Below are 21108 nucleotides of genomic sequence, written 5' to 3'. Positions count from 1 at the left end.
GGGCGGCAGCCCTACCGGTCGGCCTCTTCCGGGGCGTTGTTAGCCTGTTCCGCATGATCGGGAAGAGCACGGTCTCGGGCTGGGCGGCGCGGGGCGGTCCGCAGCGGGCCCTGATCCTGGCGAGCTTCGTCAGCCGGGTGGGCAACGGGCTGTTCAACACCGCCTCGGTGCTCTACTTCACGCTGGTGGTGCACCTGCCCGCCGCCCGGGTCGGGGTCGGCCTCACGATCGCGGGGCTGGTCGGCCTGCTGGCCGGGGTCCCGGCGGGCAACCTGGCCGACCGGTACGGGCCGCGCACGGTCTGGCTGTGGGCACTCGCGGTGCAGGCCGCGACGATGGCCGGGTTCGTCCTCATCGACGACTGGGCCACCTTCACGCTCGTCGCCACCCTGGACCGGCTGGCGGCGACGGCCGCGGGCGCCGCGGGCGGTGCGCTGATCGCCCGGGCGGGCGGTGAACGCCCGGCCGCGTTCCGGGCGAGGCTCCGTACCTTCGTCAACCTCGGTGTGGTGCTGGGCACCCTCGGTGCCGCCGTCGCCGTCGCGGCCGGCACCCGCCAGGCGTACACCGCGCTGATCCTCGCCAATGCCGCCAGCTTCGCCTGCGCCGGGCTGATCGCCCTGGGCGGCCTCCCGAACTACCGGCCGCTGCCCCGGCCCGCGGAGCACCACCGGGCGGCGGTGCTGTCCGACCGGCCGTTCGTGACCTTCGTCGCGCTCTACGGCGCGATGGGCCTGCAGTACCAGACCGTCTCCCTGCTGCTGCCGATCTGGCTCTCCGCCCACACCGACGCGCCCCGCTGGACGGTGGCGGCGGTCTACGCGGTCAACAGCGGGGTGTGCGTCCTGCTGCAGAGCCGGATCGGCTCCCGGGTGGAGACGCCGCGTCAGGGCGGCCGGGCGTTCCGCCTCGCCGGGCTGTGCTTCCTGGTCAGCTGCCCGCTGATGGCCCTGACCGCGGACGTCCCGGCGTGGACCGCGCCGGTGCTCGCCGTGCTCGCCGTCGTCGTGCACAGCCTCGGCGAGGTGTGGGAGTCCTCCGGCGGCTACGCGCTCGGCTTCGGGCTCGCCCCCGACCACGCCCAGGGCCAGTACCAGGGCTTCTGGGGCGTCGGCTTCAACGCCGGGCAGGCCCTGGCGCCGGTGGTCCTCACGACGGCGGTCCTCGGCCTCGGCCACGCGGGCTGGCTGCTGCTCGGCGCCTTCTTCGCGGCGCTGGGCGCGGCCGGCCCGCCGCTGGCCGCCTGGGCGGAGCGCACCCGCCGCCACCCGGACCACGACACGGCCCACCCGACACCCGCCGGTTCACCCGCCCCGTGACGCCCGGTCAGGCCGGGCGGCGGGCGCGGACGGCGTGGTGGCCGGCGGCGTGCAGGCGGGCGGTGTCGGGGGTGGGTGGGAGCAGGGGTTCGAGGGCGTGCCAGGCGTCGGTGCAGAGGCGGTCGGCGTCGTGCTCGCTCGCGGTGGCGGCGCCGCACTCCAGCAGGGCGTGGCGGGCGGCGTTGACCTCGGCCTCGGTGGCCTCGCCGTCGCGGACGGTGGCCCACAGGGCGGCGGGCCGGGGGAGCAGGGTGACGGCGTGGGCCAGCGGCAGGGTGACCTTGCCGCCGCGCAGGTCCTCGGCGACCTGCTTGGTGGGGGTGCCGTCCGGGTCGGTGACGCCGCGCAGGTCGGCGACGTCGTCGGCGATCTGGTAGGCGGTGCCGAGCGCCGTCCCCCAGTGCAGCAGCGCCGTGCCCAGCGCGGCGTCGGCGCCGGCGGCGATCGCGGCGATCTGGCAGCAGGCGCCCACCAGGGCCCCGGACTTCAGCCGGTGGGTGGCGAGGACCAGCTCCAGCAGCGGGCCGTTGTCACCGGTGGCCAGGGCGTGGTCCATCTCGCGGTGGTGGCCCTGGACGTCGAGGGCCTGTCCGGCGTGGGCCGCGCGCAGGGCGGCGAGCAGGACCTCGCGCATCCGGCCCTGCAGCGCGGGTTCGTCGGGGGCGGACAGGGCGATGGCCCGGTCGAAGGCGAAGTAGGCGCAGGTGCCCGCGGTGAGGGCGACGGGCACGCCGTACACCGCGTGGGCGGCGGGCTTCGCGCGGCGCACGGCCGAGCCGTCCTGGACGTCGTCGACCACCAGTGAGCCGGTGTGGGCGAGTTCGAGGGCGGCCGCGAGGACGCCGAAGCGCTCGCCGTCGCCGCCGAGCAGGTCGACGATGCTCATCAGCAGGGTGGGGCGCCAGCGTCGGCCGCCCGCGTCCACCATGTGCCGGACGGGTTCCGCGAGGGCCCGGTGCAGGCGCCGGTCGAGGGCGTGCGCGGTGCCGGCGGACAGGCCGCGGTCGTGCCCGCCGGGGAGCCAGACGTCCAGTCCGCCGGGGGAGGGCGGGCAGAGCCGGTCCAGGTGGTGCTCGATCCCGGGGGGCCGGGCCCCGGTGTGCGTGCCGTCCCCGAACGGCCCGACGTCCTCGGCGGGTGCCATAACCATGCGCTCAGCCTAGGGTCGCGCGCGGGGAACGCGGTGGACCGAACGGCGGACGGCGCGCGGTCCGGAACCACTGTCATCCGTATGCCGGGTCCGGGGGCGGGGGTGAGGGGCCCGTCCGGTCCGGTCGGCGATATTTCCGAAGAGGCCTGGTCGGGGTCAACTCCCGGCCGGGGCCAGGATGTTAGCTCGTGTACGGCCGACCCGGCGGGTGGCGGGGCGCCGGTGTTGGCAGGATCCTGACACCACATCAGGTTACCCTTGGGTAATCCACTGATGTCGCCCGGGTGAACGTCCCCGGCCTCTCATGAAGGACCCGTACGTGCTCGATCACCAGTCCCGCCGTTCCGGCCGCCGTCTCGCCGGATCGGCGCTGGCCCTCGCCACCGCCGTCTGCGTACTGCCCGTCGTCCCCGCCTTCGCCGACCAGGCCCCCGTGCCGGCCCCGGCCCCGGCCGCGCAGAGCGAGGCCACCCCGCACCTGGACGCGGTGGAACGGACGCTGCGCCAGGTGTCCCCCGGGCTGGAGGGGACGGTCTGGCAGCGCACCGCGGGCAACCGGCTCGACGCTCCGGCCGACGACCCGGGCGGCTGGCTGCTGCAGACCCCCGGCTGCTGGGGCGACCCCTCCTGCACCGAGCGCACCGGCACCCGCCGGCTGCTCGACAAGATGCGCGAGAACATCTCCCGGGCCACCCGCACCGTCGACATATCCACCCTCGCGCCGTTCCCCGAGGGCGCCTTCCAGGACGCGATCGTGGACGGCCTCAAGGCCTCGGTGGCCGCCGGGAACAGCCCGCACGTACGGATCCTCGCCGGAGCCGCGCCGCTGTACAACATCACCGCGCTGCCGTCGAAGTACCGCGACGAGCTGGTCACCAAGCTCGGCCCCGCCGCCGCCCGGGTCACCATCGAGGTCGCCTCGATGACCACTGCCAAGACCGCGTTCTCCTGGAACCACTCCAAGCTGCTGGTCGTCGACGGACAGAGCGTCGTCACCGGCGGCATCAACAACTGGAAGAACGACTACCTCGACACCGCCCACCCGGTGACCGACGTGGACCTCGCGCTGAACGGCCCGGCCGCCGCCTCCGCCGGCGCCTACCTGGACACCCTGTGGGACTGGACCTGCCGCAACACCGGGGTCTTCTCGGCCGCCTGGTTCGCCTCCACCAACGGCGCCGGCTGCACCCCCGACCTGGAGAAGCGGCACAACCCGCCGGCCGACAAGGTGCCCGCCACCGGCGGCCAGCAGGTGATCGCCGTCGGCGGCCTGGGCGTCGGCATCCGCGACAAGGACTCCGCCTCGGCCTACCGCCCCGGCCCGGTCCCCGCCGTCGACGACCTCAAGTGCGGCCCGATCGGCCTGCACGACAACACCAACGCCGACCGCGACTACGAGACCGTCAACCCGGAGGAGAACGCCCTGCGCGCGCTGATCGCCAGCGCCGGCAGCCGGATCGACATCTCCCAGCAGGACGTCACCGGCACCTGCCCGCCGCTGCCCCGCTACGACGTGCGCACCTTCGACCTGCTCGCGGCCAAGATGGCCGAGGGCGTCAAGGTCCGCATCGTGGTCAGCGACCCCGGCAACCGGGGCACCGTCGGCAGCGGCGGCTACTCGCAGATCAAGTCCGTGAACGAGATCAGCGACACCCTCGCCGCCCGCCTCACCGCCCGCCTCGGCGACCCGGCGCAGGCCAAGGCCACGATGTGCCGAAACCTGCAGCTCGCCCCGTTCCGCGCCGCCCCCACCGCGACCTGGGCCGACGGCCACCCCTACGCGCTGCACCACAAGCTGGTCGCGGTCGACGGATCCGCCTTCTTCATCGGCTCCAAGAACCTCTACCCGGCCTGGCTGCAGGACTTCGGCTACGTCGTCGAGAACCGCACCGCCGCGGCCCAGCTGGACGAGCGGCTGCTCGCCCCGCAGTGGCAGTACTCCCAGACCGCCGCGACGTACGACTACACCCGCGGCCTCTGCCAGGGCTGACACCGGTGAACCGGGGCTGACACCCCACCACCCGGCCCGGGGCCGCCGGAAACCTGGGGGCGATCCCCCCATGCGGCCCCGGGCCGGAGTGTGCCACGGCCCGGGGCGCACCGCGGTCGGCGGTGTTCCGGCAGGCCACGGGGGACTCCGGCGGGTCCGGGGCAGGGGCGGCCTCGGGCGTGGGCGGAATGCGGGGGAGCATCCCCCATGCGGCTCGAGCCGGGCTCGACCGATGCTCAAGGCCCAGGAGGACTCACCGCGCGTCGATCGAGGAGCCGCTCTATGGGGAATGCCCTGTCCGTCAGCGTCGTAGCACTGGATCCCGTCCTGGAGGCGGGAGCCGCCAGCACCCTGGGCAACAGTCCGGAGGTCGCCCTGGTGCTCCCGAACGAGCCCGCCCGGGTGGCGGTCGTGATCGTCGACCAGGTGGACCGCCCGGCCCTGGACCTGGTCACCACCACCCGTGAGCAGGAGCAGCGGCCCGAAGTGGTCCTGGTGGCCACCGAACTGGTCGCCGCCGATGCGCGCCAGGCCATCACCGCGGGCGTGGCCGGACTGCTGCGCCGCCGCGAGGTGACCGCCGACCGCCTGGTGCGCACCGTGCTCTCGGCCGCCGGCGGCGACTGCACCATGTCCGCCGACCTGCTCGACGAACTGCTGGAGCACCGGGAGGGCGCGGCGCGGCCGTACGCCGGCGGCCCCGGCCTCAGCGACCGCGAACGCACGGTGCTGCGGCTGGTCGCCGAGGGCCGGGAGACCGAGGAGATCGCCCGGGAGCTGTGCTACTCGGTGCGGACCGTGACGACCGTGCTGCGCGACATCACCCAGCGGTTCCGGCTGCGCAACCGCGCCCACGCGGTCGCCTTCGCGCTGCGCGGAGGGCTGCTGTGAGCGGCGCGGCGGTGGCCGAGGCGCCGGCCGGGACACTGCCCGGGACGCCGACCGGCCCGTCGTACCCGTCCCCGGCGGCCGACCGGGCGCAGGCCGCCGCGGGCCACCGGCTGCGCGCCTACCTCCGGGCCACCGACCTCGCCGGGTACGAGACCCTCGCCGGCGCGCTGAGACGGGCGGGCGTGGAAGTGCTCGGCAGCCGACCCCTCGACGGACCGCCGGGCGCGGTCACCGTCGCCGTCGGCGGGACGGTCGAGGAGGCCCTCGGGATCTGCCCGCCACCGGGGCCGTCCGGGGCCGAGCCCGGGGTGCTGCTGGTCGCCGAGCGGTTCACCGCGGGCGGGGTGCTGCGCGCCGTGCGCTCCGGCGCGCGGGCCATGCTGCGCGCCACCGACACCGCCCCGCACCGGCTCGCCGCCGCCGTCCGCACCGCGCGGCACGGCGAGGGGATGATCCCGCAGGGCGTGGTGCTGCGGCTGTTCCCCGCCGGGGCGGAGGAGACCGGCACGCCGCGCCCCGGCACGCCGCTGACGGCCCGGCAGTCCCTGGTGCTCGCCCTGGTCGCCGAGGGCCACGACAACGCCGCGATCGCCCGGACGCTGTCCTGCTCCCAGCACACGGTGAAGAACGCCCTCTACGACCTGATGGCGCGGCTGCAGGTCCGCAACCGGGCCCACGCCGTGGCGCACGCCGTCCGGGCCGGGCTGATCTAGAGGCCGCTGACCCGGTGGGGCGCCGTTCCCGGCGCCCCACCGGCCCGCACCCGGCTACTCCCGGGCGTCCGCGGCGATCACCCGCTCGATCACGCCCGCCAGGTCGGACACGTACGGCGGCTTCATCACGCCGAAGTGGTCGCCGCCGATCCGGTGGACCGTCACGCCGCCGGTGGCCAGCTCGCCCCAGCGCCGCACGTAGTCGGCGAACTCCTGGCCGTACGACACCTCGTGGCGCCCCTGGGCCAGTTCGTCGCTGGCGATCAGGTGCAGGTGGAGGGCGAACGGGCGGTGCCGGTAGGCGAGGTCCATCTCCATCACCTCGCGCCAGATCCGCGCCTCGCGCGGCCAGACCTCGCCGATGCCCTCCTCGGGCAGGGTGATCCCGGTCTCCTCGTCGACGTCGTCCACCAGGTGGTCCAGCAGCTCCAGGATCTCCTGGCGCCGGGCCGGGGTGTCGGCCGCGGCGCCGCCCCGCGCCAGCTCGGCGGTCAGCTGCTCCAGCCGCTGGATCAGGGCGAACTCCCGCCAGCCCTCGGCCCGCCGGTGGGCGTCCAGCCCCGGGTCGAGCAGCAGGAAGGTGACCTCCTCGCCGGCGTCCGCCAGCCGGTGGGCCAGCTCCGAGGCGATCCCGCTGCCGCCGCACCAGCTGAACAGCCGGTACGGACCGGCGGGCTGCGCCCGGCGCAGTTCGGCGAGGTAGCGCTCGGCCATCTCCTCGGCACCGGGTGCCGTCGGGCTGTCGTGCGGGCCGGGCCACTCGAAGGCGGCCACCGGGAGGTCGGGGTCCAGGTGCGGGGCCAGCCGCAGGTACCAGTGCGCGCTGCCGCCGCCGGGGTGGACGCAGAACAGCGGGGTCCCGGTGCCTCCCTCGCGGATCCAGACCAGGGCGCCGCCGGTCCCCTCGGCCGTGTCCGTCTCCTCGGCCGCCCGGGCGGACTCCAGCTCGGCGGCCAGCCTGGCCACCGTCCGGTTCTCGATGAAGGAGCGGAAACGCAGCTCCAGGCCGTGCCGGGCCCGCAGGGTGGCGACGATCCGCATCATCGCCAGCGAGTGCCCGCCCAGGTCGAAGAAGTCGTCGTGGACGCCGACCGCGGCCACGCCGAGCGCCTCGCCCCAGGCCTCGCAGAGCGCCCGCTCCAGGTCGGTGGAGGGCGCGGCGTACGCCGAGCCGAGCTGCGGCCGCAGGGCGTCCGGGGCGGGCAGCGCCGCCCGGTCGACCTTGCCGGCCGGGTTGAGCGGGAACTCCTCGACGGCCAGGTAGTGCGTCGGCAGCAGGGCCTGCGGGAGCCGGCCGCGCAGGTGTTCGCGCAGCCCGGCCGGGTCCGCGGTGCGGCCGGGCACGGCCCTGGTGTACGCCACCAGGGTGGCGTCCGGGCCGGCGCCGCGGTGCACGGTGACGGCGGCGGCGGCCACGTCGGGGTGGCCGAGCAGCAGTTCCTCGATCTCGCCCGGTTCGATCCGCAGGCCGCGCACCTTCACCTGGTGGTCGCGGCGGCCGTGGTACTGCAGGGTGCCGTCGGCCGAGCGGGACACCAGGTCGCCGGTGCGGTAGAGCCGGGCGCCGGGCAGGCCGCCGTAGGGGTCGGGGACGAACGCCGCGGCGGTGGCCGCCGGGCGGTTCAGGTAGCCGCGGGCGACGCCGTCGCCGCCGACGTACAGCTCGCCGCGCACCCCGTCCGGCAGCGGCCGCAGGCCCTCGTCGAGGACGTACGCGGACACCCCGGCGATCGGGCCGCCGATCGACGGCGGCCGGTCGTCGCCGGTGGCCGTGACCGGGGCGAGCGTGGCGCAGACGGCGGTCTCGGTCGGTCCGTAGGCGTTGACGAAGGTGGCGTGCCGCGACCAGCGCGAGGCCTGGGCCGCCGAGCAGGCCTCGCCCGCCGAGACCACCACCCGCAGCCGCGGGAAGTCGGCCGGGTCCTGCTGGGAGAGCAGGGACGGCGGCACGGTCATGTGGGTGACCAGGGCGGACTGCTGCCGCAGGTCGCCCGGGTCGGTGTCGGGCGGCGGCAGCACCAGCTCGGCGCCGTGGGTGAGCGTCATCAGCAGCTCCCAGACGTACGCGTCGAAGCTGGGCGAGGCGTACTGGAGCACCCGGTCGCCGGGCCGCACGTCGAGCGGTCCGCACTGGGCCTGGCGCAGGTTGAGGGCGGCCCGGTGCGGGACGCCGACGCCCTTGGGCCGGCCGGTCGATCCCGAGGTGTAGATCAGGTAGGCGAGGGACTCGGGGTCCGTGGGCCCCTCGGGCGCGTAGGGCGGCAGCGCGGCGTACGCCTCCGGGTCGAGCACCTCGACCGTGCCGGGCGCGTCGGGGGGCAGGGTGGGCCGCAGCTCGCGGGTGGTGAGCAGGACGGCCGCGCGGGCGTCGGTCAGCATGTGCCGCAGGCGGTCGGCCGGGTAGGCCGGGTCGAGCGGGAGGAAGGCGCCGCCCGCCTTGAGCACGGCCAGTTGGGCGATGACCAGGTCCGGGGTGCGCGGCAGGTGCAGTCCGACGACCGTGTCGGGCCCGACGCCGAGGGTCCGCAGCCGGTGGGCGAGCCGGGCGGCCCGGTCCTCCAGCTCCGCGTACCCGACGGTCTCCTCGCCGTGGCGCAGCGCCGTCGCGTGCGGCGTCCGCCGGGCCTGGCGCGCCACCAGCTCGTGCACCGACCCGGCCTCGGGGCTCGGCGCCTGGGGGCCGAGCCCGGCGCGCAGCGCCGCCGCCCGGTCGGCCGGGGGCAGGGTCAGGGCGCGCGGGTCGGCCTCGGGGTCGGCGGCCATCGATTCCAGCACATGGCGGTAGACGCGCCCCAGCAGGGCGAGCTGAGGGCGGCCGACCACGGCGGGCCGGGCGCCGAGGCGCAGCACGCCGGGGAAGGTCCAGACCTCCAGGCCGAGTTCGCTCGGGCTGAAGTCGTCGACCATCCCGATGTCGCCGGACTCCCAGTCGAGCACGTGGAAGTCCAGGTAGCCGAAGGCGGCCTCGACCAGCGGGGCGTCGGGCCCCCACTCGCGCCGCATGGCCGGCATCGGGTAGCGGCGGTGGGGCCACAGCTCGGCCTCGTCGGCGAAGACGTCCGCGACCAGCGCGCGCCAGGTCGGCGCGGACAGGTCGGCCGGGAAGGGCACGGTGTTGAGGTACAGCCCCATCACCTCGTCGCCGCGGGCCCGTTCGGGGCGGCCGTTGGTCACCAGGCCGGTGAAGAACCGGGTGCGTCCGGTGGCGACGCCCAGGGCCGCCAGGTGGGCGGTGTGCAGCACGCTCTTCAGGGAGGCGCCGGCGGTCGCGGCGAGCCGGCGCAGGCCCGGCAGCAGGTCCTCGTGGTCGACGTCGACGATGTGGGCCCGCTCGTCCTGCTCGCTGCCGGCCCAGCCCGGGGGCAGCTCGAACTTCTCGTGCCGGCCGATCCGTTCGGCCCAGAAGGCGCGGTCCTCGGCCGAGTCGAGGGCCGCGAGCTCCAGCGCGACGAAGTCGGCGAAGCGTACGTCCGGCGGGGGCGGCAGGTCGGGGCGCTTTCCCTGGCGCAGGGCCCGGTAGAGGGCGATCAGCTCGGCGACCACGGAGGTGTGGCTCCAGCCGTCCAGGATGGCGTGGCACTCGGTGTGGGTCAGCCACCACTCGTGGTCGTCGATCACGTGGACGGCGTACCGCAGCAGGGGGGCGGTGGCGAGGTCGAACGGCCGGCGCCGCTCGGCGGTCAGGAACCCGTCCACCAGGGCCCGCTGGTCGGCGGCCGGCAGGCCGCGCAGGTCCTCGGTGCGGACGGGGAGTTCGGCGTGCCGGTGGACCAGTTGCAGGACCTGGGAGTAGCCGGAGAGGTCGACGGTGGTGCGCAGGATCTCGTGGCGCTCCACCAGCAGCCGCCCGGCCTCCCGCAGGGTGTCGGGGTCGAAGGGCTCCTCGTCGCGTACCCGGTAGCAGGAGACGTTCTGGTAGACCGCCCGGTCGGTGGCGGCGAGCATCTCGAAGACCATGCCGGCCTGGGTCTGCGCCAGCGGGTAGGCGTCGGCCAGTCCGTCCGGCAGCCGTTCCCGGTCCTCCGCGCCGATCAGGGCGAACGGCTGCACCAGCGGTCCGTCGTCCGGCCCGGCGCCGGGGCCCTGGTCCGGTCCTGCGGCGTCCGCGGCGCGGACCAGGGCGGCGAGTTCGCCGACCCGCTGATGGGTGAACAGGTCGTGCACGGCCAGCCGGATCCCCCGCTCGCGCAGGGCGCCGACCACCCGGATGGCGCGCATCGAGTCGCCGCCGAGCTGGAAGAAGCTGTCCCGGACGCCCACCCGGTCCAGGCCGAGGGCCCCGGCGAACGCCTCGGCGAGGGTCTGCTCCAGGGCGTCCCCGGGTGCCACGTACTCCCCGGCCAGCGCGGAGCGGCTGCCGTCGGGGGCGGGCAGCGCCCGGCGGTCGGTCTTGCCGCTGGGGGTGAGCGGCAGGGCGTCGTGCAGCAGCCAGTGGGCCGGGTGCAGCTGGGCGGGCAGCCGGTGGTGCAGGTGCTCGCGCACCGCGGCCGCGTCCACCGCGCGCGGGGCGAGGTGGGCGACCAGCCGGCCGTCGTGGACGGTGACCGCGGCCGCGGCCACGCCCGGCGCGGAGGCCAGCGCCTCCTCGATCTCGCCGGGTTCGACCCGCTGGCCGCGGATCTTCACCTGGTCGTCGAGCCGGCCGAGGTACTCGATCGCGCCGTCGGGCCGCAGCCGGGCCCGGTCGCCGGTGCGGTAGAGCCGCTCGCCGGGGGCGGTGGCGAACGGGGAGGGGACGAAGCGCTCCGCGGTCAGGCCCGGCCTGGCCAGGTAGCCGCGGGCCAACTGCACGCCGCCGAGCAGCAGTTCACCGGCCACGCCGATCGGGACCGGCCGCAGGTCGGCGTCCACCAGGTAGGTGCGGGTGTTGGCGATCGGCCGGCCGATGGTCACGGCCTCGCCGGGCAGGCAGCGGACGGCGGTGACGTCCACCGCGGCCTCGGTCGGGCCGTAGAGGTTGTGCAGCTCGCAGCCGATCCGCCGGTGCACCGCCTCGGCCAGCTCGCCCGGCAGGGCCTCGCCGCTGCAGACCATCCGGCGCAGCGCGGGCAGCGGGGGCAGCTCCCCGGCGAGGAACTCGCGCAGCATGGACGGCACGAAGTGAAGGGTGGTCACGCCCTCCCCGGCGATCAGCTCGGCCAGGTAGGCCGGGTCGCGGTGGCCGCCGGGCTTGGCGAGCACCATGGTGGCACCGGTGACCAGCGGCCAGAACAGCTCCCACACCGAGACGTCGAAGCCGGTCGGCGTCTTGTGCAGGACCCGGTCGTCGGAGCCCAGCCGGTAGGCCTCCTGCATCCAGTGCAGCCGGTTGGTGATCGCCCGGTGCTCCACCACCACGCCCTTGGGGCGGCCGGTCGAGCCGGAGGTGTAGATCACGTACGCCGGGTGGCCCGGTTCGCAGAGCGGCGCCGGGTCCTCGGTGGGCAGGCCGGACAGGTCCTCGGCGATGTCCACCGGGAGGACCCCGCCGTCGGCCGGGGCCGCCCCGGCACTGCGCTGGCCGATCACGACCCGGGCGCCCGAGTCGGCGAGCATGAAGGCCAGCCGCTCCGCCGGGTACTCCGGGTCGAGCGGCAGGTAGGCGCCGCCCGCCTTGAGCACGCCCAGCAGCGCCACCACCAGTTCGGCGCCCCGGTGCAGCCGGACCCCGACCACGGACTCCGGGCCCACGCCGAGGGCGCGCAGCCGGTGCGCCAGCCGGTTGGCCCGGGTGTTCAGCTCCGCGTACGACACCGTGACGCCCTGGTCGCGCAGCGCGGGAGCGTCCGGGACGCGGCGGGCCTGGGCCTCGACCAGGGCGGTGAGGGTCCCGGCGGGGTAGCCGCGGGCGGTGTCGTTCCAGGTCTCCAGCAGCAGGGTGCGCTCGGCCGGGGGCAGGACGTCCAGTTCGTGGACGGGCAGCCCGGGCGCGGCGACGGCGCTCTCCAGCAGCCGGGCCAGCTGGGCGGCGAAGCGCTCGACGGTGGCCCGGTCGAACAGGGCCGAGGCGTAGGTGATCCCGCCGGCCAGCGAGCCGTCGGGCTGCTCGGTCAGGCCCAGGGTGAGGTCCACCTTGGCGCTGCTCTCGCCGACCGGCAGCCGGCCGACGGTCAGCCCGCCGGCCGGTACGGCGCCGGCGGTCGCGGCGTCCTCCCACAGCAGCATCGTGGTGAACAGCGGGTTGCGGGACGGGTCGCGCTCCGGGACCAGCTCGTCCACCAGCAGCTCGAACGGGAGCTCCTGGTGGGCGTAGGCGTCCATCGCGCCCTCGCGCACCCGGCGCAGCAGGTCGGTGAAGGAGGGGGTGCCGGAGAGGTCCGTCCGCAGGACCAGGGTGTTGAGGAACAGGCCCACCATGGACTGGAGTTCGGCGCGGTCCCGGCCGGCCACCGGGGTGCCGACGGCCAGGTCGCGCTGCCCGCTCCAGCGGCCGAGCAGGACGGCGTAGGCGGCGAGCAGGGCCATGAACGGGGTGGCGCCGTGCTCCCGGGCCAGGGCGGTGAGCCGGCCGGCGGTGTCCGCCGGGACGGCCACCGGCACCTGGTCGCCCGCGGAGTCCCAGACCGGCGGCCGGGGCCGGTCGGTGGGCAGCTCCAGCGGGGGGAGACCGGCCAGGCGGTCGCGCCAGAACGCCAGTTGCCGCTCGGACGGGGCGCCGGCCAGCCGCTCGCGCTGCCAGACGGCGTAGTCGGCGTACTGCAAGGGGGAAGGGTCCGGGGTCGTCGAGGCCCCGGAGCACGCCGCCGCGTAGCCGGCGGTGAACTCGGCGACCAGCAGGTCCTCCGACCAGCCGTCCGCCGCGATGTGGTGGAAGGTCAGCAGCAGCGCGTGCTCGTCCTCGGCGAGCCTGGCCAGGGTGGCGCGCAGCACCGGGCCGGTCGCGAGGTCGACCGGGCGGCGCTCGGAGCTGGTCAGGGCGTCGATCCTGGCCTCGGCGGCGGGGCGGTCCAGCTCGCGCAGGTCCAGCTCGTCCAGCGGCACCGGGGACGGCTCGTCGACCAGCTGGACGGGTTCGTCGCCGACCACCGGGTAGCGGGTGCGCAGCACCTCGTGGCGGGCCGGCAGGGCGTCCAGCGCGGTGTGCAGCGCCCGGTGGTCCAGCGGGCCGCGCAGGTGCAGGGCGGCGGTCATCAGGTACTCGGTGCCGCCCGGCCGCATCCGGTCCAGGATCCAGAGCCGGCGCTGGGCGGAGGAGAGCGGCAGCGGGCCGGTGCGGGGGGCCCGGCCGATGCCGTCGGCGGGGCGGGGCGCGGCCCCGCCCTCCAGCCGTCGGCGCAGCAGCTCGGCACGCCGGGCGGAGCGGTCAGCGGTCTCGCTCATCGCACACCTTTCCGGGACAGGAGGTCCTCGATCTCGTCATCGGTCAGCCGGTCGATGTCGGCCTCGACGGCCTCCCGCACCGCGTCGGCCAGGGCGGCCACCGTGGTGGCCTCGAACAGTCGCCGCAGGGGCAGGTCGACCGCGAAGGCCTCGCGCAGGGCGGCGAGGACCCGGGTGGCGAGCAGGGAGTGCCCGCCGAGGGCGAAGAAGTCGTCCCGGGCGCCGACCCGGGGCAGGCCGAGGATCTCGGACCAGACGGCCGCGATCGCCTCCTGGACCGGGCCCTCGGGGGGCAGGTGGACGGCCGTCTCCTCGGCGCCGGCCGGGGCGGGGTCGGGCAGCGCCTTGCGGTCGACCTTGCCGCTGGAAGTCATCGGGAACTCCGCGAGCGGGGTCCAGCGCGCGGGGATCATGTACTCGGGCAGCAGGTCCCGCAGGTGGGCGCGCAGGTCGGCGACCGGCGGGACCTCCTCGCCGGGCCGGGCGACCAGGTAGGCGACCAGCTGCCGCTCGCCGGGCGCGGTGGGCGCGGCGACGACCACGGCCTCCCGCACCGCGGGGTGCCGGGCCAGCGCCGCCTCGATCTCGCCGAGTTCGATCCGCAGGCCGCGCAGCTTGACCTGGCGGTCGATCCGGCCGAGGAACTCGATGGCGCCGTCCGGGCGGCGGCGGACCAGGTCGCCGGTGCGGTAGAGCCGCTGCCCGGGCGCGGTGGCGAGCGGGTCGGGGACGAAACGGTCGGCGGTCAGGCCGGGGCGGCGGTGGTAGCCGCGGGCGAGCCGGACCCCGCCCAGGCAGAGTTCGCCGGGCACCCCGACCGGGACGGGCCGCAGGTCGGCGTCCAGGACGTGGGCCCGGGTGCCGGCCACCGGCCGTCCGATCGGCAGCGCGGCCGAGGCCTGCCGGCCGGCCTCGCCGGCCGCGTCCACCGGGTGGAGCAGGCAGGTGACGGTGGCCTCGGTGGGCCCGTAGTTGCACAGGAAGCGGCCGGGCAGGCCGGTGTCCGCCCAGCGCCGGGCGTCGTCGACGGTGACGACGTCGCTGCCGACGTTCATCAGCTTGAGCGCGGTCAGCCGGCCGAGGTCGGGGGAGTCCAGGACGGCGCGGTAGTAGGCGGGGGTGATCTCCAGGATCGTCACCCCGTACTCGGCGAGCCGGGCGGGGAGTTCGGCCGGGGTCCAGAAGACCGGGTCGCCGACCACGACGGTGGCGCCCGCCACCAGGGTGGCCGCGATCTGGTCCATCGCGACGTCGAAGGTGAGCGCGGACAGCAGCACGACCCGCTCACCCGGGGCGATGCCGTAGGCGTCGGCGATCACCCGGCAGTGGTGGGCGTAGGAGCGGTGCTCGATCATCACGCCCTTGGGGCGGCCGGTCGAGCCCGAGGTGTAGATGACGTAGGCCAGGTCGGCGGGCCCGGCCAACGGCACCGGGTCGGTGTCGTGAGCCGGGTCGGTCGGCTCGCCGTCCTCCCCGGGCTTGTCGTCGACCAGCACGGTCCGGTACCGGCCGCCGGCCGTCCGGTCGGCGAACTCGGCGGTGGTGAGCACGAGTTCGGCGCCGGCGTCGTCCAGCATGAAGGACAGCCGGTCGGCCGGGTGCCGGGGGTCGAGCGGCACGTACACGCCGCCCGCCTTGAGCACGGCCACCAGGGTGACCACCGCCGCCGCGCTGCGCTCCAGGCAGGAGGCGACCACGGTCTCCGGTCCGACCCCGAGGTCGCGCAGCCGGTGGGCGAGGCGGTTGGCCCGGGCGTTCAGCTCGGCGTAGCCGATGCGTTCCTGCCCGGCGATCACCGCGACCGCCTCCGGGGTGCGGCGGGCCGCCCGCTCGATCAGCTGCGGCACGCAGAGCCCGTGCTCGTCGGCCGGGTCCAGGGCGGCGGTGCGGTGCCCGTCCGGGTCGGGCCACAGGTCGAGCAGCTGGTGCCGCTCCGGCTCGGTGAGCAGGCCGAGGTCGCCGAGCCGGGCGTCCGGGGCGGCGGCGACGGCCCGCAGCAGGGTCAGGTAGTGCCCGGCCAGGCGGTCCATGGTGGCCCGGTCGAACAGGGCGGTGGCGTACTCGAACCAGACCCGCAGCCGGCCGTCCTCGTGCTGGGTGACCGTCACCGTGAGGTCGAACTTGGCCACGGCGGGCCCCGCGTCGACCCACTCGGCGGTGGCCGCGCCGAGGGAGGCGGGGAGGTCGTCCGCGTGCTGCAGCTCGAACATCACCTGGAACAGCGGGTTGCGGGAGAGGTCGCGGTCCGGCCGGAGGGCGTCGACCAGGTGCTCGAACGGCACGTCCTGGTGGGCGAGAGCGTCGGCGGACGCCCGGTGGACCTGGTCCAGGAGGTCGGTGAAGCGCGGATCGCCGGCCAGGTCGGTGCGGATCACCAGGGTGTTGGTGAAGAAGCCGACCAGGTCCTCGGTCTCGGGCCTGGTCCGCCCGGCGACGGGGGTGCCGACCGCGACGTCCTCCCGCCCGGTGTGGCGGCCCAGCAGCACCTGGAAGGCGGCCAGCAGCAGGACGAACGGCGTCACCCCGCTGCGGCGGGCCAACTCCGCCAGCTCGCGGCCGAGTTCCGCCGGTACGGTGGTGTCGAAGGTGGCGCCGCGGGTGTCCCGGACGGCGGCCCGCAGCCGGTCGGTGGGCAGCTCGACGGGCACCAGGTCGGCCAGCCGCTCCCGCCAGTGGTCGAGCTGCCCGGCCAGCCCGCCGGCGTCCTCCCGCTCGCGCTGCCAGACCGCGAAGTCCGCGTAGTGCACGGGCTGCGGGGCCAGGGGCGAGGGCTCGCCCGCCGCGAGCGCCCGGTAGGCCCGGTCCAGGTCGGCCAGCAGCAGGCCGGTCGACCAGCCGTCGCAGACGATGTGGTGCAGGGTCAGGGCGAGCAGGTGGTCGTCGGGGGCGATCCGCACGACGGTGACGCGCACCGGCCACTCGGCCGCCAGGTCGAAGGGGCGGCTGCCGGCCTTGGCCGCCAGCCGGTGCGCCTGTGCCTCGGCGTCGGCGGTCCCGGCGAGGTCGACCAGCCAGAACGGCACCGGGCCGGGCGGGTCGATCACCTGCCGGGGGTCGCCGTCGTTCGGCAGGTAGTGGGTGCGCAGCACCTCGTGCCGGGCGGCGACGGCGTCCACGGCGCCGCGCAGCGCCTCGACGTCCAGCGGGCCGCGCAGGCGCACGGCGAGCGGGACGAGGTACTCGTCGCTGCCGGGCTCCAGCTGGTCCAGGAACCAGAGGCGCTGCTGGCCGAAGGAGAGCGGCAGCTCGCCGGTGCGCACCACCGGCCGGATGGCGGGCCCGTCCTCGGGGTCGGCGGCGCGGGCCGCGTCGACCCGGGCGGCCAGCGCGGCGACGGTACGGGCGCCGAACAGGTCGCCGACGGTCAGGTCGACGCCGAGGCCGCGGCGCAGCCGCAGGACCATCCGGATCGCCAGCAGCGAGTGGCCGCCGAGGGCGAAGAAGTCGTCCTCGGCGCCGACCCGGTCCACCTCCAGCACCTCGGCCATCGCCTCGGCGACGGACCGTTCGGCGGCGGTGCGCGGGGCGGTCCACGCGCGGCCCGTGCCGCGCTCGCGGCCCTCGGGCGAGGGCAGCAGCTTGCGGTCGACCTTGCCGCTGGGGGTCAGCGGCAGTTCGTCCAGTTCCAGGACGGCCGAGGGGACCATCGCCTCCGGCAGCCGGGCGGCCAGGTGCGCGCGCAGCTCCTCGGGGCCGGCCGCGGCGCCCGGGACGGGCACCACGTAGGCCGTCAGTTCCAGGTCCCCGGCCGCCGAGCGGTGGGTGGCGACCGCGGCGGCCCGGACCGCCGGGTGGGCGGCGAGCACCGCCTCGATCTCCCCGGGCTCGATCCGCACCCCGCGGACCTTGACCTGCTCGTCCAGCCGGGCCAGGAACTCCAGCGCGCCGTCCGCGCGGCGGCGCACCAGGTCCCCGGTGCGGTACCAGCGCTCGCCGGGGGTCCGCGGGTACGGGTTGGGGGCGAAGCGCTCGGCGGTGAGGCCGGGGCGGCCCAGGTAGCCGCGGGCCAGGCCGACGCCGGCCACGCACAGCTCGCCGGGCACGCCGACCGGCACCAGCCGGTCGTGGGCGTCGACCACGTGGACCCGTACCCCGGTGAGCGGGTGGCCGATCGGGACGACGCCGTCCCGCCGGGTGCCGTCGTACGGCCAGGCGGTGGAGTCGATCGCGCACTCGGTCGGGCCGTAGGTGTTGACGACCCGGACGTCGAGCAGGTCGCGCAGCCGCTCGCACAGCTCGGTGGGCAGCGGCTCGCCGGCCGAGCAGACCACGCGCAGCGCGGTGCAGTCGGCCAGGCCGGGCTCGGCGAGCAGCAGCCGCAGCACCGAGGGGACGAGCTGCAGCACGGTGACGCCGTGTTCGGCGGCGGCCCGGGCCATCACGGCCGGGTCGCGGTGGGCGTCGGCCGGGGCCATTACCACGGTGGCGCCGCACACCAGCGGGGAGAGGAACTCCCAGACGGCGGCGTCGAAGCCGATCGTGGTCTTCTGCAGCAGCCGCTCGCCGGGGCCGAGGTCCAGGTGCTCGACCGACCAGAGCACCCGGTTGCGGATGGCCGCGTGCGGCACCACCACGCCCTTGGGGCGGCCGGTGGAGCCGGAGGTGTACATCACGTACGCGGCGCCCCGGGGGTCGACGGGGACGGGCGCCGTGAGGGCTTCGGTGTCTTTGGAGCCGTCGTCGGGCTGATCGTCGCCCGGCAGGACCAGCCGGGGCCCGTCCGGCAGCCGGTCGCGCAGCGCCTCCTCGGTGATCACCAGGTCCACCCCGGCGTCGGCGACCAGGTACGCCAGCCGGTCGGCGGGGTGGTCGGGGGCGAGCGGCACGTACACCCCGCCCGCGGTGAGCACCGCGAGCAGCGCGGTGACCAGGTCGGCGCCCCGGTGCAGCGCGACCCCGACCGGGGTCTCCGGGGCGACCCCGAGCGCGGTCAGCCGGTGGGCCAGCCGCAGGGTCCGGTCGGCGAGTTCGGCGTAGGTCAGCTTCAGCGGGCCGGCCACCACGGCCACCGCGTCCGGGGTGGCCTCGGCCCGGGCGAGGAAGAGCTCGGGCAGCGACGGACCGGACCACAGCCGGTCGGGGTCGGCGTCGGCGGGGTTCCAGGCGTCGAGCGCCCGTGACTCGGCCTCGGTGAGCAGCTCCAGCCGGTGCACGGGGCTGTCCGGCTGCTCGGCCAGCTGGGTCAGCAGCCGCAGCAGGTGGCCGGCCATTCGCTCGATCCGGGCGTGGTCGAACAGGGCGGTCGGGTAGAGGAAGCGCCCGGTGAGCGAGCCGTCCGGCTCCTCGTCGAGGTGCAGCGAGAGGTCGAAGGCGGAGGTGGTGACGGCGGCCGGGACGAGGCCGACGTCCAGGCCGGCCAGGCGGAACGGCTGCGGGTCGGTGGTGTGCAGCGCGAACGCGGCCTGGAACACCGGGTTGCGGGACCGGTCGCGCTCCGGTGCGAGGTCCGCGACGACCCGGTCGAAGGGCACGTCCTGGTGGTCGTAGGCGTCCAGGACGCTCTCCCGGACCCGGCCGAGCAGGTCGTGGAAGGTCGGTGAGCCGGACAGGTCGGTGCGCAGCACCACGGTGTTGAGGAACATGCCGAGCAGCTGTTCCAGCTCGGGCTGGTCGCGGCGCGAGACCGACACGCCGACGGCCACGTCCTCGCGGCCCGCGTGCCGGGCCAGCAGCAGCTGGTAGGCGGCCAGGTACACCATGAACGGGGTGGCGCCGCGGCCGCGGCCCAGCTCGGTGAGCCGGGCGGCGCACCCGGCGGGCACGGTGAAGGTGACGTCGGCGCCGGCCGGCTCCCAGAGTGCCGGGCGGTGCCGGTCGGCGGGCAGCTCCAGCGGCTCCAGCCCGGCGAGCCGCTCGCGCCAGTAGCCGCGGCGGCGCTCCGTCCGCTCGGCGTCGGCCTCCCAGCGGTCGCGCTCCCACTGGGCGTAGTCCGCGTACTGCAGCGGCGGCGGTTCCAGCGCGGACGGTTGCAGCGGGGACGGCTCGCCGGAGCGGAACGCGCCGTACAGGGCGTCGAGTTCGCGGGCGAGCACGACCCAGGAGCCGGCGTCGAAGGCGATGTGGTGGACGGTCACCAGCAGGGCCGCGTCGGCCTCGCCGAGCCGTACCAGGGTCAGCCGCCAGGGCGCCGCGGTGCGCAGGTCGATCGGGGTCCGCCGTTCGGTGGCGCTCAACTCCCGGAGCCGGTCCAGCTGTTCGGCCTCGGGCAGGGCGCTCAGGTCCACCCGGCGGGGCTCGACCGGCGCCGGGTCGTCGACGATCTGCGAGCCGGCGCCGTCCAGGGCGGCGTAGCGGGTGCGCAGGATCTCGTGCCGGGCGGCGACCTCGGTCAGCGCGGCCGTCAGCGCGGTCTCGTCCAGCGGGCCGCGCAGCCGGATCGCCTCGTGCAGCAGGTACTCGGTCGAGGCGCCGGAGCGCAGCTGGTCGACGAACCAGAGCTGCTCCTGGGCGAAGGAGAGGGGGGAGCCGGTCTCATCGGGTGCCATCGGACGCCTCCCCGGGCGTGTCGGTGCGGGCGGCGCGGGCCTGGGCGGCGTCGGCCGCGGACCAGGGCTCGGCCATGGCCACGGCGATCCGCCGCGGTCCGGTGAAGGGCTCGCGGCCGTGCGCCGCCAGCATGTTGTCGACCACCAGCACGTCGTCGGGCCGCCAGTCGAAGCGGCGTTGCTCGGCGCGGTAGCAGTCCCGCAGGTGGGCGACCACCTCGTCGGGCACCGGCTCGCCGTCGCCGTAGTAGGTGTTGGTGGGCAGGCCGGCCTCGCCGTACATCTCCCGCAGGCCGCCGCAGACCTCGGGCCCCAGCGTGGTGACGTGGAAGAACGCGAGGTGGTTGAACCAGACCGGCTCGCCGGTCTCCGGGTGCCGGTGCACGGCCTCGCGCCGGGCCCTGGTCCGCAGGCCGGTCGCGGTCCACTCGGCGGTCATGCCGTTGCGGGCGCAGTACCGCTCCACCTCGGCCCGGTCCTCGGTGCCGAAGGCCTGCTGCCAGGCCACCCCGAAGCCCTCGGTGAAGTTGCGCACCACCATCCAGCCGCGGGCCGCGAACTCCGCGCGCACCGCCGGGTCGATCGCCGCGTGGACCCGGCGGACGTCGGCGAGCGGGGTCGAGCCGAGCGTCTCGGGCGCCCGTACGCAGTGGAAGAACAGGGTGCGGGGCCAGACGGCCTGGTAGGAGTTCTCGTTGTGGAGGAAGATCTCCTCGGCCGGCGGGTAGTCGGTGGAGGTGTACACCCGGCCCTTGATGGTGCTGCGCGGCGAGGAGCGCTCGGTGTAGGCCAGCGGCTCGCCGGACACCGCCCCGACCACGCCGGCGAACCCGTCGACCCCGCCGACGTCGAAACCGCGCAGCAGGACCGCGCCGTGCTCCAGGAGCCGCCGGCGGAGGAGGGGACGGGCGGCGGGCAGGTACTCGGCCACGGGGGTACCCGGCGCGTCCGCCGACAGGACGAAGGGAAGGGCGGACTCCACGGCGCGCTCTCCCGTGGGATCCGCGGTCGCGGCCGGGCGTGAGGGGTTCGCAGTCATGCGCCTCAGCCTCTCGGGCCGGGCCGGGTGCGGCGAGAGAACAACCAGCAGCCCTGTCGGCAGCGCGTCCTCCGGGCCCGCTGCGTGTCCTTCTCTTCCGGCCCGGGCGGCCGTTCCGCTCTGTGCAGGGGCAGGCCGACGGGCTTCGGCACGCGGGCATGCCGACGGCGGCCGGGACCCCCGTCCGCATCCGTGCGGGGGTCCCGGCCGCCGTCGGGGCCG

At 76.1% G+C, this 21108-nt stretch carries 8 protein-coding genes; 4 read left to right on the top strand and 4 right to left on the bottom strand.

The features are described 5' to 3' along the window. Nucleotides 1-53 precede the first annotated feature (53 nt). Nucleotides 54-1319, top strand: a complete 1266-nt coding sequence (locus tag ACYP53_RS19055; protein WP_459648213.1) for an MFS transporter — start codon at nucleotides 54-56, stop codon at nucleotides 1317-1319. A gap of 7 nt (nucleotides 1320-1326) precedes the next feature. On the opposite strand, the gene ACYP53_RS19050 is transcribed toward ACYP53_RS19055, so the two are convergent. Further along, complete coding sequence (locus ACYP53_RS19050; protein WP_459648212.1) at nucleotides 1327-2469, bottom strand: polyprenyl synthetase family protein; 1143 nt, start codon at nucleotides 2467-2469, stop codon at nucleotides 1327-1329. Between the two features lie 319 nt (nucleotides 2470-2788). On the opposite strand from ACYP53_RS19050, the gene ACYP53_RS19045 reads away from it, so the two are divergent. The 3 genes from ACYP53_RS19045 to ACYP53_RS19035 all read left to right on the top strand — a co-directional run bounded on the left by ACYP53_RS19045 (nucleotide 2789) and on the right by ACYP53_RS19035 (nucleotide 6063). Next, nucleotides 2789-4459, top strand: a complete 1671-nt coding sequence (locus ACYP53_RS19045; protein WP_459648211.1) for a phospholipase D-like domain-containing protein — start codon at nucleotides 2789-2791, stop codon at nucleotides 4457-4459. 282 nt (nucleotides 4460-4741) lie between these two features. Then, entirely contained in the window at nucleotides 4742-5350 is a 609-nt protein-coding gene (locus ACYP53_RS19040; RefSeq protein WP_189926472.1) for a helix-turn-helix transcriptional regulator, read from the top strand. Then, nucleotides 5347-6063: a helix-turn-helix transcriptional regulator gene (locus tag ACYP53_RS19035; protein WP_459648210.1), complete on the top strand. Its 717-nt coding sequence runs from the start codon at nucleotides 5347-5349 to the stop codon at nucleotides 6061-6063. Before ACYP53_RS19040 ends, ACYP53_RS19035 begins: the two co-directional genes overlap by 4 nt. A 54-nt stretch (nucleotides 6064-6117) precedes the next feature. On the opposite strand, the gene ACYP53_RS19030 is transcribed toward ACYP53_RS19035, so the two are convergent. The 3 genes from ACYP53_RS19030 to ACYP53_RS19020 are packed head-to-tail and all read right to left on the bottom strand — an operon-like array spanning nucleotide 6118 to nucleotide 20829. Beyond that, nucleotides 6118-13362 carry an amino acid adenylation domain-containing protein gene (locus ACYP53_RS19030; protein WP_459648209.1) on the bottom strand — a complete coding sequence of 2415 codons (7245 nt, stop codon included), beginning with the start codon at nucleotides 13360-13362 and terminating at the stop codon, nucleotides 6118-6120. Next, on the bottom strand, nucleotides 13359-19847 hold the full coding sequence (locus ACYP53_RS19025) for an amino acid adenylation domain-containing protein (protein ID WP_459648208.1): 6489 nt from the start codon (nucleotides 19845-19847) through the stop codon (nucleotides 13359-13361). The genes ACYP53_RS19030 and ACYP53_RS19025 overlap by 4 nt, the downstream gene beginning before the upstream one ends. Next, nucleotides 19834-20829, bottom strand: coding sequence for a TauD/TfdA family dioxygenase (locus ACYP53_RS19020; protein WP_459648207.1), 996 nt, complete (start codon nucleotides 20827-20829; stop codon nucleotides 19834-19836). Before ACYP53_RS19020 ends, ACYP53_RS19025 begins: the two co-directional genes overlap by 14 nt. Nucleotides 20830-21108: the final 279 nt, after the last annotated feature.

The sequence above is a fragment of the Kitasatospora sp. Ki12 genome, assembly GCF_054601375.1.
This window is presented reverse-complemented; position numbering and strand designations above follow the sequence as displayed.

Bases quoted from the DNA above. Each gene is read 5' to 3' on its own strand.
- ACYP53_RS19055 (WP_459648213.1), top strand. From the start codon at position 54: ATGATCGGGAAGAGCACGGTCTCGGGCTGGGCGGCGCGGGGCGGTCCG.
- ACYP53_RS19050 (WP_459648212.1), bottom strand. From the start codon at position 2,469: ATGGTTATGGCACCCGCCGAGGACGTCGGGCCGTTCGGGGACGGCACG.
- ACYP53_RS19040 (WP_189926472.1), top strand. From the start codon at position 4,742: ATGGGGAATGCCCTGTCCGTCAGCGTCGTAGCACTGGATCCCGTCCTG.
- ACYP53_RS19030 (WP_459648209.1), bottom strand. From the start codon at position 13,362: ATGAGCGAGACCGCTGACCGCTCCGCCCGGCGTGCCGAGCTGCTGCGC.
- ACYP53_RS19025 (WP_459648208.1), bottom strand. From the start codon at position 19,847: ATGGCACCCGATGAGACCGGCTCCCCCCTCTCCTTCGCCCAGGAGCAG.